The sequence below is a fragment of the Enterobacter sp. AC1 genome (assembly GCF_050434705.1).
Lineage (GTDB): Bacteria > Pseudomonadota > Gammaproteobacteria > Enterobacterales > Enterobacteriaceae > Enterobacter > Enterobacter cloacae_L.
The window spans coordinates 819596-833875 of sequence record NZ_JBNDIZ010000002.1; the positions used below are offsets into that span (position 1 = coordinate 819596).

General features: G+C 54.4%; 15 protein-coding genes, 2 tRNA genes and 1 other RNA gene. 9 read left to right on the plus strand and 9 right to left on the minus strand.

From position 1 onward, the window contains the following. The first annotated feature begins 63 nt into the window (after window positions 1-63). The 4 genes from efeU (at window position 64) to phoH (ending at window position 4643) form a co-directional block, all read left to right on the plus strand. Window positions 64-897: an iron uptake transporter permease EfeU gene (efeU, locus tag M2433_RS08725; RefSeq protein ID WP_429053112.1), complete on the plus strand. Its 834-nt coding sequence runs from the start codon at window positions 64-66 to the stop codon at window positions 895-897. Between the two features lie 40 nt (window positions 898-937). Then, complete coding sequence (efeO, locus tag M2433_RS08730; RefSeq protein WP_429053111.1) at window positions 938-2065, plus strand: iron uptake system protein EfeO; 1128 nt, start codon at window positions 938-940, stop codon at window positions 2063-2065. Between the two features lie 5 nt (window positions 2066-2070). After that, the gene (gene efeB / locus M2433_RS08735) at window positions 2071-3354 is read left to right on the plus strand and encodes an iron uptake transporter deferrochelatase/peroxidase subunit (RefSeq protein ID WP_429053110.1); all 1284 of its coding nucleotides are present in this window, start codon (window positions 2071-2073) and stop codon (window positions 3352-3354) included. Window positions 3355-3854: 500 nt separating this feature from the next. Continuing rightward, window positions 3855-4643, plus strand: coding sequence for a phosphate starvation-inducible protein PhoH (phoH, locus tag M2433_RS08740; RefSeq protein WP_008503509.1), 789 nt, complete (start codon window positions 3855-3857; stop codon window positions 4641-4643). Window positions 4644-4866: 223 nt separating this feature from the next. On the opposite strand, the gene M2433_RS08745 is transcribed toward phoH, so the two are convergent. The 3 genes from M2433_RS08745 to M2433_RS08755 form a co-directional block, all read right to left on the minus strand. Beyond that, a tRNA-Ser gene (locus M2433_RS08745) sits at window positions 4867-4954 on the minus strand. 147 nt (window positions 4955-5101) lie between these two features. Beyond that, on the minus strand, window positions 5102-5779 hold the full coding sequence (locus M2433_RS08750) for an isochorismatase family protein (protein ID WP_025755865.1): 678 nt from the start codon (window positions 5777-5779) through the stop codon (window positions 5102-5104). 14 nt (window positions 5780-5793) lie between these two features. Next, a complete protein-coding gene (locus M2433_RS08755; RefSeq protein ID WP_429057930.1) occupies window positions 5794-6660 on the minus strand; it encodes a pirin family protein in 867 nt (288 codons plus the stop codon). A gap of 109 nt (window positions 6661-6769) precedes the next feature. On the opposite strand from M2433_RS08755, the gene M2433_RS08760 reads away from it, so the two are divergent. Then, window positions 6770-7675 carry a LysR family transcriptional regulator gene (locus M2433_RS08760; RefSeq protein WP_429057932.1) on the plus strand — a complete coding sequence of 302 codons (906 nt, stop codon included), beginning with the start codon at window positions 6770-6772 and terminating at the stop codon, window positions 7673-7675. A 241-nt stretch (window positions 7676-7916) separates the two neighbouring features. Here the strand turns inward: M2433_RS08760 and M2433_RS08765 are convergent. Beyond that, a non-coding RNA gene (locus tag M2433_RS08765) (RtT sRNA) lies at window positions 7917-8053 on the minus strand. 46 nt (window positions 8054-8099) lie between these two features. Beyond that, window positions 8100-8187: transfer RNA gene (locus M2433_RS08770), tRNA-Ser, on the minus strand. Window positions 8188-8419: 232 nt separating this feature from the next. Here M2433_RS08770 and ghrA point away from each other — a divergent pair. From ghrA to M2433_RS08790, 4 genes are all read left to right on the plus strand, one after another. Beyond that, a complete protein-coding gene (gene ghrA, locus M2433_RS08775; RefSeq protein WP_429056874.1) occupies window positions 8420-9358 on the plus strand; it encodes a glyoxylate/hydroxypyruvate reductase GhrA in 939 nt (312 codons plus the stop codon). Window positions 9359-9442: 84 nt separating this feature from the next. Then, window positions 9443-10180 (plus strand): phosphatase, encoded by a 738-nt coding sequence (locus M2433_RS08780; protein WP_429056876.1) that lies wholly within the window; start codon window positions 9443-9445, stop codon window positions 10178-10180. A gap of 20 nt (window positions 10181-10200) precedes the next feature. Then, the gene (locus tag M2433_RS08785; RefSeq protein WP_047349032.1) at window positions 10201-10755 is read left to right on the plus strand and encodes a TorD/DmsD family molecular chaperone; all 555 of its coding nucleotides are present in this window, start codon (window positions 10201-10203) and stop codon (window positions 10753-10755) included. A 96-nt stretch (window positions 10756-10851) separates the two neighbouring features. Beyond that, window positions 10852-11334, plus strand: a complete 483-nt coding sequence (locus M2433_RS08790; protein ID WP_429056879.1) for a DUF1097 domain-containing protein — start codon at window positions 10852-10854, stop codon at window positions 11332-11334. Window positions 11335-11377: 43 nt separating this feature from the next. Here M2433_RS08790 and csgG read toward each other — a convergent pair whose 3' ends face one another. From csgG to csgD, 4 genes are read right to left on the minus strand one after another with little or no spacing between them, the layout of a single operon-like run. Beyond that, window positions 11378-12211, minus strand: a complete 834-nt coding sequence (csgG, locus tag M2433_RS08795; RefSeq protein WP_023335235.1) for a curli production assembly/transport protein CsgG — start codon at window positions 12209-12211, stop codon at window positions 11378-11380. A gap of 26 nt (window positions 12212-12237) precedes the next feature. Continuing rightward, entirely contained in the window at window positions 12238-12651 is a 414-nt protein-coding gene (gene csgF, locus M2433_RS08800; protein ID WP_047349029.1) for a curli production assembly/transport protein CsgF, read from the minus strand. Between the two features lie 23 nt (window positions 12652-12674). Then, the gene (csgE, locus tag M2433_RS08805) at window positions 12675-13064 is read right to left on the minus strand and encodes a curli production assembly/transport protein CsgE (protein ID WP_047349028.1); all 390 of its coding nucleotides are present in this window, start codon (window positions 13062-13064) and stop codon (window positions 12675-12677) included. Between the two features lie 4 nt (window positions 13065-13068). Beyond that, complete coding sequence (gene csgD / locus M2433_RS08810) at window positions 13069-13719, minus strand: biofilm master transcriptional regulator CsgD (protein ID WP_429056882.1); 651 nt, start codon at window positions 13717-13719, stop codon at window positions 13069-13071. Between the last annotated feature and the right edge of the window lie 561 nt (window positions 13720-14280).

Sequence of the window (14280 nt, forward strand, 5' to 3'; positions counted from 1 at the left end):
ACTATCACAAGAATTTACCTTTCTTTGCATCAGTTGACCGCGATAAACATTTAAGGTGTCGGCATGTTTGTTCCATTTCTCATTATGTTACGTGAAGGGCTCGAAGCCGCCCTTATCGTTAGCCTCATCGCCAGTTACCTGAAGCGAACCCAGCGCGGGCGCTGGATTGGCGTCATGTGGGTCGGGGTATTTCTCGCCGCGGCGCTCTGCCTGGGCCTGGGTATCCTCATCAACGAAACCACCGGGGAATTCCCGCAGAAAGAGCAGGAGCTGTTTGAGGGTATCGTCGCCGTGATTGCGGTAGCGATCCTTACCTGGATGGTGTTCTGGATGCGTAAGGTTTCGCGCAACGTGAAGGTGCAGCTGGAGCAGGCGGTGGATAACGCGCTGCAAAAGGGCAATAACCACGGCTGGGCGCTCATTATGATGGTCTTTTTCGCCGTCGCGCGTGAAGGCCTGGAGTCTGTTTTCTTCCTGCTGGCGGCGTTTCAGCAGGATGTGGGGATCTGGCCACCGCTGGGTGCGATGCTGGGGCTTGCCACGGCGGTGGTGCTCGGTTTCCTGCTCTACTGGGGCGGTATTCGCCTGAACCTGGGCGCCTTCTTCAAGTGGACCAGCCTGTTTATTCTGCTGGTGGCTGCGGGTCTGGCGGCGGGGGCGATCCGCGCCTTCCATGAAGCGGGCCTGTGGAACCATTTCCAGGACGTGGCCTTCGACCTCAGCAACGTTCTCTCTACGCACTCACTGACCGGCACCCTGCTTGAAGGTATCTTCGGCTATCAGGAAACGCCGAGCGTCAGCGAAGTGGCGATGTACTTTATTTATCTGGTTCCGGCGCTGGTGCTGTTTGCCATGCCGCCGCGTGCCGGCACGCAGGCGTCGCGCGTTACGCCATAATAGTTGATTTAGTTACAACATACTTTTAAAGGGAAGAGTCATGGCAATTCAGTTCCGTCGTAGTGCGTTATGCGCAGGCATTGCCGCGCTGTTCGCTTCTTCATTCTCTGCCTGGGGCGCTGATGTTCCTCAGGTCAAAGTGACCGTCAATGATAAACAGTGCGAGCCGATGACCCTCACGGTCAACAGCGGCAAAACCCAGTTTATCATCCAGAACCACAGCCAGAAGGCGCTGGAGTGGGAGATCCTCAAAGGCGTAATGGTGGTGGAAGAGCGTGAAAACATCGCCCCTGGCTTCAGCCAGAAGATGACCGCCAACCTGCAGCCGGGTGAATACGACATGACCTGCGGCCTGCTGACCAATCCGAAAGGTAAGCTGATCGTCAAGGGCAACGCCACGAAGGATGCCGCGAAGGGCGAAGCGCTGCTGAGTCTGGGCGAGGCCATCACCGCCTATAAAGCCTACGTCACCAAAGAGACGGCGGACCTGGTTGCGGGCACCAAAGTCTTCACCGATGCGGTGAAAGCCGGTGACATCGAAAAAGCGAAATCCCTCTATGCGCCAACCCGTCAGCACTACGAGCGTATCGAGCCGATTGCCGAGCTGTTCTCTGACCTCGATGGCAGCATTGATGCCCGCGAAGATGATTTCGAGCAGAAAGCCGCCGATCCGAAATTTACCGGCTTCCACCGACTGGAAAAAGCCCTGTTTGGCGACAACTCCACCAAAGGAATGGAGAAATATGCCGATCAGCTGAACAGCGACGTGCTGGAGCTGCAAAAGCGTATTAGCGAGCTGGCCTTCCCGCCGTCAAAAGTGGTGGGCGGCGCGGCCGGTCTGATTGAAGAAGTGGCCGCGAGCAAAATCAGCGGCGAAGAGGATCGCTACAGCCATACCGACCTGTGGGACTTCCAGGCTAACGTCGACGGCGCGCAGAAAATTGTGAACCTGCTGCGTCCTCAGCTGCAGAAAGAGAACGGTGAACTGCTGGCTAAAGTGGATGCCAACTTCAAAAAAGTCGACACCATTCTGGCGAAGTACCGTACCAAAGACGGGTTTGAAACTTACGACAAGCTGACCGATGCCGACCGTAACGCGCTGAAAGGCCCAATTACCGCCCTGGCGGAAGATCTCTCTCTGCTGCGTGGCGTACTGGGTCTGGACTAAGCACGATGAACAAGCATAGTGAGAACGACGCGATTGAGCCTTCACGTCGTCGATTGTTAAAAGGGGTGGGGGCGCTGGGTGGCGCGCTTGCTCTGGCTGGCGGGTGTCCGGTAGCGCATGCGGCGAAGCCGCAAAGCGCGCCCGGCACGCTGTCACCTAATGCCCGCATGGAGACGCAGCCGTTTTATGGCGAGCATCAGTCGGGCATACTGACGCCACAGCAGGCGTCGATGATGCTGGTGGCCTTTGATTCGCTGGCCAGCGATAAAGCCGATCTGGCGCGCCTGTTCCGCCTGCTGACGACGCGCATCGCGTTTCTCACCGCCGGCGGACCGGCGCCCGATACGCCGAACCCGCGCCTGCCGCCGATGGACTCCGGCATTCTGGGGCCGTTTATCGCCCCGGATAACCTGACCATTACCGTTTCGCTGGGTGAGTCGCTGTTTGATGCACGCTACGGCCTGGCAAAACAGAAGCCGAAAGCGCTGCAAAAAATGACGCGCTTCCCGAACGACTCGCTGGACGCCGCCCTCTGCCACGGCGACCTGCTCCTGCAGATTTGCGCCAATACTCAGGACACGGTGATCCACGCCCTTCGCGATATCATCAAGCACACGCCGGATCTGCTGAGCGTGCGCTGGAAGCGGGAAGGGTTTATCTCTGACCATGCCGCCCGCAGCAAGGGGAAAGAGACGCCGGTGAACCTGCTGGGCTTTAAAGACGGTACCGCTAATCCTGATAGCAGCGATGCTGCACTGATGAAAGACGTGGTGTGGGTAACCGCAAATCAGGGCGAACCGGCATGGGCGGTGGGGGGAAGCTATCAGGCGGTGCGGATCATTCAGTTCCACGTCGAGTTCTGGGACCGTACGCCGCTCAAAGAGCAGCAGACGATCTTCGGTCGCGATAAGCAAAGCGGCGCGCCGCTCGGCATGAAGAACGAGCATGACGTACCCGACTACGCCAGCGACCCGAACGGCGATGTGATTGCGCTGGACAGCCATATTCGGCTGGCCAACCCGCGCACCAAAGAGACGCAGTCCAGCCTGATGATGCGCCGCGGATACAGCTACTCCCTCGGGGTGACCAACGCCGGCCAGCTCGATATGGGGCTGCTGTTCGTCTGCTATCAGCACGATCTGGAAAAAGGCTTCCTGACCGTGCAGAAGCGCTTAAACGGCGAAGCGCTGGAAGAGTACATTAAACCTATCGGCGGCGGCTATTTCTTCGCCCTGCCAGGCGTGCGCGACAGCAACGCGTATCTCGCTCAGGGTCTTATTGAAGCCTGATAATTGTCCCCGCAACCGTACGCGGGGACATTATTTTTTCATATGACTATCCTGCTGTTATATTTCTGTAATATTTCTATATGAGACTGATTTCAACTGTAGGGGCAGTCTTAAAAGTTGCATTCAGGTAAAATAAATGTTGCATTTATGATAACTCCTGATGTACTTAAGATAAGACAGCGGTAGTTCCCGGCAGTGATGCTGTATCACTATGGAGATCGCGAATGGTTGCGTCCTGTACTGGACAAGGTAAATATAACAACCGCAGCACCCGGCGCGGAGGCTCAGACTCCGGCAGCGATTTCCTCACCACTAAATTCTCCCCCCTTCCTCAAGAATCTGATTCGACCGACGTGCAGAACGGTGCGCGTAGCTGTTCCGTATCGTCATCCGATAAAGCAAGCAATGGCTTACAAGGAAGCCAACCCTCTGATGTTCGTGCGCATAATCGTGCCGAAGCTGGCGCGTGTGATGAATACCAACAACTCAAGGTGCTATCCATGGGAAGACAAAAAGCAGTGATCAAAGCTCGTCGCGAAGCAAAACGTGTGCTGAGACGGGATTCACGTAGCCATAAACAGCGTGAAGAAGAATCGGTCACCTCGCTTGTGCAGATGAGTGGCGTAGAAGCAATTGGCATGGCCCGAGACAGCCGTGATAATTCTCCAATTGTGGCGCGCAATGAGGCTCAGGCGCACTACCTGAATGCTATCGAGAGTAAACAGCTCATCTTTGCAACCGGTGAAGCCGGATGCGGGAAAACCTGGATTAGCGCGGCTAAAGCGGCGGAAGCGCTGATCCATAAGGACGTGGAGCGCATTATTGTTACCCGTCCGGTACTGCAGGCTGATGAAGATCTCGGTTTCTTGCCCGGCGATATTTCGGAGAAGTTTGCCCCGTACTTCAGGCCCGTCTATGACGTACTGGTGAAACGTCTGGGCGCATCCTTTATGCAGTACTGCCTGCGACCAGAGATTGGCAAGGTGGAAATCGCGCCGTTCGCCTATATGCGCGGACGTACATTTGAAAATGCGGTCGTCATTCTTGACGAGGCTCAGAACGTGACCGCTGCGCAAATGAAGATGTTTTTAACGCGCCTCGGGGAGAACGTGACGGTTATCGTTAACGGCGATATTACCCAGTGTGACCTGCCGTCCGGCGTGAAATCCGGACTGAGCGACGCCATGTCACGTTTTGAGGAAGATGAGATGATTGGGGTGGTACGCTTCACCAAAGATGACTGCGTGCGCTCGGCGCTCTGTCAGCGCACGCTGCAAGCGTATTATTGAGTTTGCTGTTGTGTTCAAGGCCCGGGAAACCGGGCTTTGTTTTTTGTGCTGGCATAATGTCGGGTGGCGCTGCGCTTACCCGACCTACAAAAACCCTGACCGTAGGCCGGGTAAGCGCAGCGCCACCAGGCATGAAGAACGCGGGAGTTCCAGGGGGCGAATCCCCTGGTGGCGATCCAAAAGAAAAAAGCCCGTACTTTCGTACGAGCTCTCATCTCAAATATGGCGGTGAGGGGGGGATTCGAACCCCCGATACGTTGCCGTATACACACTTTCCAGGCGTGCTCCTTCAGCCACTCGGACACCTCACCATATTGTTTTGCTGCCTGACCGCTTGGGGGGCAACGGGGCGCTACTATAGGGAGTTGCGCTAACACGGTCAAGCATATTTTCAGCTTTAGTGCCTGTTCGGTTAAGCAATAATCAGCTCCACGGTTTTTACGCCGTGGAGCAGGGGATTAACGCTGTGAATCGAGCACTTCGCTGTTTTTAACCACTTCCTGCGCTTTGCCGTAGCTCTCAATCAGCAGCTGGTAAGCCGGGAAGATGTGGGTGTATACCTCAGCCCACTCTGCGGCATCTTCACGGTTCCACGTCCGCTGGATCTCAGAGGCTACCGCCGCCGTGTCCATCGGCACTACGCCGGCCTGCACCACGCGCGCCAGGGTGATCTCCTGAGCCATTTTGCTGTAGGTACCGGAGGCATCAATCACCGCAAAGACTTTATACCCGTCTGCCACCGCGCTGATCGACGGGAAGGCCATGCAGACGCTGGTGATCGTGCCTGCAATAATCAACGTCTTGCGTCCGGTCGCTTTTACCGCCGCCACAAACTCCGGGTTATCCCAGGCGTTGATCTCGCCTTTACGGGCAACATATTGCGCATGCGGCGCGTTGGCGTGGATCTCCGGAATAAGCGGTCCGTTCGGCCCTTGCGGAACGGACGCGGTGGTGATCACCGGGATCTTCGCTAGTGTTGCGATTTTTGCCAGCGCTGCCGCACGGGCGCGCAGTTCCGGCATTGGCATATCGCCAACGGTCTGGAACAGGCCGCTCTGGTGATCGATAAGAAGCATCACCGCATCGTTCACATCAATAACCGGACGTGCGCCATTAAAGTTCGCAGGTGTAGACATTTTCTTCTCCTTTATTACGATCGGATTTGGCCGAAGCGGCCGGAGTTGAAATCACGAATGGCTTCGTTAATTTCGGTTTTACTGTTCATCACAAACGGGCCGTAGCCCACGATAGGTTCATTCAGCGGCTCGCCGGCCATCAGCAGCACTTTTGCATCGCTGCTGGCTTCCAGGTGCAGTTTGTGGCCTTCCTGACTCAGGACGACCAGCTGGGCTTCACCCGCCTGAGCCGTACCGTTCACCGAGACGCTGCCTTCAAGCACAACCAGCGCTGTGCTCCAGCCTTCGGGCTGATTGAGCGTGACGTGACTGCCCTGATTCAGGGTGATATCCCAGACGTTCAGCGGCGAGAAGGTGTGCGCCGGGCCGGTAGCCGTGTCGTAGCGGCCGGCAATCACCCGCAGGGTGCCGCTGTTGTCCGGTAGCGTTACCACCGGGATCGCGTCCTTCGTGATGCTCTGGTAGCCCGGCGTCGCCATCTTGTCTTTCGCCGGCAGGTTGACCCAAAGCTGCATCATTTTCAGTTCCCCGCCCTTCTGCGAGAACGCGCTGGAGTGGAACTCCTCGTGCAAAATGCCTGCGCCTGCGGTCATCCACTGCACGTCGCCGGGGCCGATTACGCCGCCTTCGCCCGTAGAGTCGCGGTGCTCCACTTCACCGGAATAGACAATGGTGACCGTTTCAAAACCGCGGTGAGGGTGCTGGCCTACGCCGCGTTTCGCACCATCTGCCGGAAAGGTGTATGGGCCCGCGTAGTCCAGCAGCAGGAACGGGCTGAGCGGCTCGCCGTGCGTCTGATAAGAGAACATTGAACGTACCGGGAAACCATCGCCAACCCAGTGCTGACGAGGAGCGGTATAAACGCCTGTTACGTTTTTCATGATTAACTCCTGATGTTCTGTTGATGTAATTAGCTTATATTCAGCATTAATATCCCGGTAGATAGTGAAAATGGCATTCACTGTTCTGAAAATGGAACGATGAGGATTTATGCAGGATCTCAATGACTTTGTCTGGTTTGTGAAGGTGGTCGAGTACGGTGGCTTTGCGGCGGCGGGAAGGGCGCTTGACCTGTCCAAGTCCAGGCTAAGCCGCCGGATAGCGCAGCTTGAAGAGCGCCTTGGCGTGCGGCTTATCCAGAGAACAACCCGACAGTTCACGGTGACCGAGGTCGGGCAGACCTTCTATCAGCACTGTAAAGCGATGCTGGTGGAAGCGGAGGCCGCGGAGGAAGCCGTGGCGGCGCTGCAGGCTGAACCGCGGGGCATCGTCAGGATCACATGCCCAATAACGCTGCTGCATGTCCACGTTGGCCCGATGCTGGCGCGTTTTATGGCGCGCTACCCCGGGATCAATCTTCAGCTCGAGGCGACTAACCGGCGGGTTGACCTGGTGGGTGAGGGGGTGGATATCGCGATCCGCGTGCGCCCGCGGCCGTTTGATGATAGCGACCTGGTGTTACGGGTGCTGGCTGACAGGGGCCATTGTCTGGTCGCCGGTCCGGCGTTGATTCAACGCATGGGAGAACCGGTTGCCCCGTCTGAACTCAGCGCCTGGCCCGGACTAAGCATGAATGAGGGTAAACATATCCATAAATGGGAACTGTCCGGCCCCGGCGGCGCCAGAGCGGAGATCCATTATTATCCCCGGCTGATCACCACCGATATGCTCGCGCTTCGGGAAGCTGCGATGGCAGGCATCGGCGTGGTGCAGCTGCCGATTTTGATGGTGAAGGATCAGCTGGCATCGGGGGAGCTGGTTCGGCTGCTTGAGGCGTGGGAACCGAGGCGGGAAGTGATTCACGCCGTTTATCCCTCCAGACGCGGTTTACTGCCGTCCGTCAGAACGCTGGTGGATTTTCTGACGGAAGAGTATGCGAAGATGGTGGAGGAGTAGCACTTCCCTCTCCCCTGGGGAGAGGGGCAGGGTGAGGGGCTCAGGCCGCACCGAGCTGCATATAGCGCCGGGGGATTGACTCGCTTCGCTCGCCCTGCGGGCAGCCTGTTCGCTACGCTCTCAGTCTGTCCAACTGGCTGTCGCCAGTTGTCGAACCCCGGTCGGGGATTCTCATCCCCCCTGCATGTGTAAAACATGCAAAAAAAAAGCCCGCATTTTCATGCGAGCTCTTCTTTAAATATGGCGGTGAGGGGGGGATTGACTCGCTTCGCTCGCCCTGCGGGCAGCCTGTTCGCTACGCTCTCAGTCTGTCCAACTGGCTGTCGCCAGTTGTCGAACCCCGGTCGGGGATTCTCATCCCCCCTGCATGTGTACAACATGCAAAAAAAAAGCCCGCATTTTCATGCGAGCTCTTCTTTAAATATGGCGGTGAGGGGGGGATTCGAACCCCCGATACGTTGCCGTATACACACTTTCCAGGCGTGCTCCTTCAGCCACTCGGACACCTCACCATATTGTCATCCCGTTGTTACCGGGACGGGCGCTAATGTAAGGAAAAGCCGAACTGCCGTCAACTCACTTTTTCAGTAATTTAGCGCGTTTAGACAAACTTCAGGCAACCTGATTCTTAAATGTGCTGAAAGCGCCTTTTTTATCAGCAACACAGACGCGCAATAAATTTGTTATGCTGACAATCCAGTTAAAAAGCAAAATAAATCAGCGCAATAAAAGGCAGGAATGACTATGGATATACTCTTTTATCACCCCACGTTCGATACGGCTTACTGGATCAAGGCGCTTACGGCGGCGTTACCCGGCGCACGCGTTCGCGAGTGGAAGCGCGGTGATAACGAACATGCTGACTACGCGCTGGTCTGGCATCCGCCGGTAGAAATGCTGCAGGGCCGTAAGCTGAAGGCCGTTTTTGCCCTGGGAGCCGGCGTGGATTCGATACTCAGTAAACTGAAAGCGCATCCAGAAATGCTGCCTGACAATATTCCGCTGTTCCGCCTCGAAGATACGGGGATGGGCCAGCAGATGCAGGAGTATGCCGTGAGCCAGGTGCTGCACTGGTTCCGCCGCTTCGACGATTATCAGGCCTTTAAACAGCAGGCCCACTGGGAGCCGCTGCCGGATTACCAGCGCGATGAGTTTACCATCGGCATTCTCGGCGCCGGCGTGCTGGGCTCAAAAGTGGCTGAAGCCCTCGCCCCGTGGGGTTTCCCGCTGCGCTGCTGGAGCCGCAGCCGCAAAGATTATCCGGGCGTGGAGAGCTTTGCCGGAACGGATGAACTCCCGGCCTTTCTGAACGGCACGCGCGTGCTCATCAACCTGCTGCCAAACACGGCGGAAACGGTGGGGATCATCAATGAAGCCCTGCTCGGCCAGTTAGCCGATGAGAGCTACCTGATGAACCTGGCGCGCGGGGTGCATCTGGTCGAGGCCGATCTGCTGAAGGCGCTGGACAGCGGAAAGCTAAAAGGTGCCATGCTGGATGTCTACAGCCGCGAGCCGCTGCCGGCGGAAAGCCCGTTGTGGGCGCACCCGCGCGTGGCGATGACCCCGCACGTGGCCGCCGTGACGCGTCCGGCTGAAGCGGTGGCGTATATATCGCATACCATCAGTGAAATGGAAAAGGGCAACCCGGTGACCGGGCAGGTCGACAGACAACGAGGTTACTAACGGAAACCCGGCGTTCGCCGGGTTTTTGCTAATATTCGCCGCTGATAACTGCTATCCTTTGAAAAAACCGCAGAGGAGAGAGAGATGTATCCCGTTGACCTGCATATGCACACCGTCGCCAGTACCCACGCGTATAGCAACCTCCATGATTATATCGCCCAGGCGAAGCTCAAAGGCATCACGCTTTTTGCGATCACCGATCATGGCCCGGACATGGCGGATGCGCCGCACTACTGGCATTTTGTGAATATGCGGATCTGGCCACGTCTGGTGGACGGCATTGGGATACTGCGCGGCATTGAGGCGAACATCAAAAATACCGACGGTGAGATCGACTGCACCGGCCCGATGCTGACCTCCCTTGACCTGATTCTTGCCGGTTTTCACGAGCCGGTCTTTGCGCCCCAGGATAAAGAGACCAACACTGCGGCGATGATTGCCACTATTGCCAGCGGCAATGTGCATATTATTAGCCACCCGGGTAACCCGAAGTACCCGATTGATATTCAGGCTGTGGCGCAGGCGGCTGCGCAGCATCGCGTGGCGCTGGAGATTAACAACTCCTCCTTTGTTCACTCGCGTAAGGGCAGTGAAGCTAACTGCCGCGAAGTGGCGGCCGCCGTTCGCGATGCGGGCGGCATGGTGGCGCTGGGCTCAGATTCCCATACCGCGTTTACGCTGGGTGATTTCAGCGAGTGCCTGAAAGTACTGAATGACGTTAACTTCCCGGAAGCGCAAATCCTGAACGTGACCCCGCGCCGCATGCTCGATTTCCTCGAGTCGCGCGGAATGGAGCCGATTGCCGAATTTGCCGATCTTTAATTGTGTAATGGAATAAAAAAATGAATGAGTTCTCCATCCTTTGTCGCGTGCTGGGTACGCTCTATTATCGCCAGCCGCAAGACCCGCTGCTGGTGCCGCTCTTTACGTTAATTCGTGAAGGTAAGCTGGCGCAGAACTGGCCGCTGGAACAGGATGATTTACTGGAACGTCTGCAAAAAAGCTGCGATATGCAGCAGATTGCGACGGATTACAATGCGCTGTTCGTCGGTGATGAGTGCCGCGTGTCGCCATACCGTTCTGCCTGGCAGGAAGGTGCAACGGAAGCGGAAGTCCGCGCTTTCCTCTCCACCCGCGGTATGCCGCTAACCGATACGCCTGCGGACCATATCGGTACGCTGCTGCTGGCCGCATCCTGGATCGAAGACAACGCCGGAGATGATGAGAACGAAGCCATCGAAACCCTGTTCGAAACGTATCTGCTGCCGTGGGTCGGGACGTTCCTGGGTAAGGTCGAAGCGCATGCCACCTCGCCATTCTGGAGAACGCTGGCTCCGCTGACCCGCGACGCGATCGCGGCGATGTGGGATGAGCTGGAAGAAGAGAATGAGGAGTGATTTAGATCACATAAATTCTGCAACGTCTCATTTTGATTTGCACGTAATGTGCGGATGATCTCATTTCCATGGTGCGCTTCTGCTAAGATGCGCACCATGAACATATTACTTTGTATCGCATTAACGACGGGCATTCTCTCCGGGCTGTGGGGCTGGGTGGCCGTGTCTCTCGGATTGCTCAGCTGGGCCGGGTTCCTCGGCTGCACGGCCTACTTCGCCTGCCCGCAGGGCGGCGTCAAAGGGCTGTTTATTTCAGGCTGCACGCTGATGAGCGGTGTTATCTGGGCGCTGGTGATCATGAAAGGCAGCGCGCTGGCGCCGCATCTGGAGATGCTGGGGTATATCATGACGGGCGTCGTCGCCTTCCTGATGTGCATTCAGGCTAAGCATCTGCTGCTTTCGTTTGTGCCGGGCACCTTTATGGGAGCGTGCGCGACCTTTGCAGGGCAGGGTGACTGGAAGCTGGTTGTCCCTTCACTGGCGCTGGGGTTGCTGTTTGGCTATGCCATGAAAAACAGCGGTCTTTGGCTGGCATCCCGGCGGGACAAAGCGCAAAACATCACTGCGGTGAGTGAATAAAAAAAGGCGAGATAGGTATCTCGCCTTTTTTATACGCTTCCTGTCAGGATTCCGGAGGTACTGACATATCGCGGTATTTCACCAGTATCGGGTTCTGCACGTCTGCTTTGTTTTGCAGATCCCACAGCCCGCGATCGATACCGTCGTTGATTAAGAAGATCACGCCGGTTTCAATGGCTGACATCAGGCACATCATAACCGGTTCGTTAGAGGTGTAGCCGATTTCACCCTCCAGCAAACGCTGGTAATCGATGAAGCGGAACACCCCGGCCTGCACTTCATAAGACAGTATGGTTTTGCTGGTATTCACCGAAGAGAGCACTTCGCCCGTGCTGACGTTGACTACACGCAGGTTTACGGCGATTTGGTCGAGCTGATACTGGGTATCTGCGCCGATACCGAAGTAACGTGCACCCGCACCGCCCGATTTAACGTTACTTTCGTAACCAATAATCGATCCTTCAATCATCACGTTTGCCGCCGCCAGCGATTGCAGAGGCGTCCGGTTATTGTCCGCGACGGTGCCATTTTCCTGTGCGGCACGAATAATTTTCCGTTCATTCAGCAGGTTCTGTAACCCCTGGCGTTCCAGAGGAATAAACCAGTGCGAATCCTTGAGCGCGGTAACCAGCATGGCGGTGGCGCTTTGCGGCACTGCCGTGGAGAAGTTACTTGCCGGATAAGGCTTGAACTGTCCGGTTTCATCCTGAATGTTGTACACGGAGACAAATATTTTCCCCGTAGGGGAAGGTAAATGCGTTAAATCACGATAACTCTGGGCCCGAGGCATTAATGTTGGTTTTGCAGCTTCTTTAGGTGGAGCAGTTAAACAACCGCTCAATAAGCACACTGCAACAAATATCAGGAAGCGCTGCATGATCGTTGTCCTTATTTTGTGGTTGTTTAGAAGTCAGTTGAGTTAGTTTGCAGGCCGGAAACCTGAATGGTGGAGGTTTTTCCGGTTTTACGATCGGTAACGTTCAGCTGGAGCTGTCCATCCCTGTTAGCGATGTCGACAATAAAGTCATTCGTCACCATTCGGCCGGGTTTGCCGGTATTAATGTTGGTCAGCAAACCACCCAAAATCTGCGACTGGATAGCCTGAGTGAAGTTATCCAGCGCGGAGGGTGTATCCACGCCAAGATCCTTAAAGCTGGGATCTTTATAGGAGTTTTGCGCCTGAGCTTCATTCAGCAGGAACGCGCCGTTGTTAGGGTTACCGCCAAAGTTGGGGTTACGGAACTGAAACGTCATATTCCCGGCCCAGCTTATAGGGGTTATCAGCATTATCGAAACAACTGCATATGCAATACGCATGACAGCCTCCGGATATCGGTTCGCTAGAACTCGTCTTTTGCTAAATCGCGGGTGCTTAATAGGGCTTTATCTATTTGCAGGCGATTAATAGCGTCTTCTGATTGTGCCAGCGCTAAGGCTACGTTTTTATCGAAGTCTATTTTCGTGGGGAATAAAAATGTTTGATATATAACGAACTGGTTAGCCGTTATTGTTATCCAACTTCCCCATCGTGCACTGGGCCGCTCGTTGATTGTTATATTTCCGGTATAGGTACTGTCCCATTTATCACTGAAAGCACGGTAAAAATTGTGCCCGACCGATGAGACAGTATGGTCTGTTAACAATCCAGGAACTTCGACCTCGACGGCCTGCAGGTTCCCGGCAGCGAGCAGAAAGCCCGCTGCGGCAATCCAACTCAAGGTGCGCTTCATATGATTAACGCCTGAGGTTATCGTTTGCCCATGAAACCGCCTGAGTTCGGTTTTTAACAGCTATCTTCTTGAAAAGATTATAAAGGTGAGTCTTTACCGTATTTTCGCTGATAAATAACGAACGGGCGATTTCAATATTTGAAGCACCAATGCGCAATTTGTTCAGGATCTCTTTCTCGCGGTGCGTGAGCAGCGCTGACTCTGAACTGTTGTAGCGATAGTTTCCGGAGTGCGTGATGAGATAGCTGGCAAGCTTTTGCGAAAAATAACACTCTCCGCGCAATATACCTTGCAGGCCATCTACCACCCGATTTTCTTCTTCAGTGACGTAGAAAACGCCATTGATATGCGGCCAGCTTTCAATATCTTTGAACGGGTACTCGTCAGGCGTGTTCAATAATAGCACGCGGATATTATTGTTTTTCCTGCTTAAAGTATCCTGCCAGTAATGGATAAGCTTTTTATCAGCTTCCATCATATCGAAAAGAATGATGCTGCCAGGTGCAATATCATCGAAAGAACGTTGAATATTATGCAATTTCCCGTTCAGTGATAAATTTTGCTTTAAATGTTGTAATAAAGCGGTCGCTTGCAAAGAAGGTTTTGTGATCAACAGTAATGTATGACCATGTAAACTATGGACTTCATTATACATGATGAAACCCCACTTTTTTTGGCACCTGGCAGCCGTCCTCCTGTTTAAAAGAGGACCCCAGAAATACTGACAGATGATGCACTGCTGTGTGTAGAAACAAACCATAACCTCCGCAGGGAGGTAAATATAAAACCAATTTCGTACATCTAATTTCAATCTAGCTTTTACGAAGTTTAAAGCAAGTGTTAAACATGTAACTAAATGTAATAATCAATATTAACTTGTAAAATGACGTCGTGTTGAATGGCGGGATTTGATAAAAAAGTTGTACACATAAATATAGATGCACAGATTTTAAAAATCATACAAATATTTTTATTTGATTGATTATTAACATTATTTGATATTTTTTAATCACATTAATCAAGTATGAGTTACTGATTATTTCTAAGTCCTCTAATGAGCGAGGCTTGAGCTTAAGAAAACAGGTCTCGTGTCACGTGATGAGAAAAAATGTTCTGCTGCCGTTACGTTTAAACAACGCGGGAAGAAGCGTGGACAGCCTTTCCCCTGTTGTACAACCCGCTTTAAGGAAATGCGTTATAAAAAAATAAGCTGGCC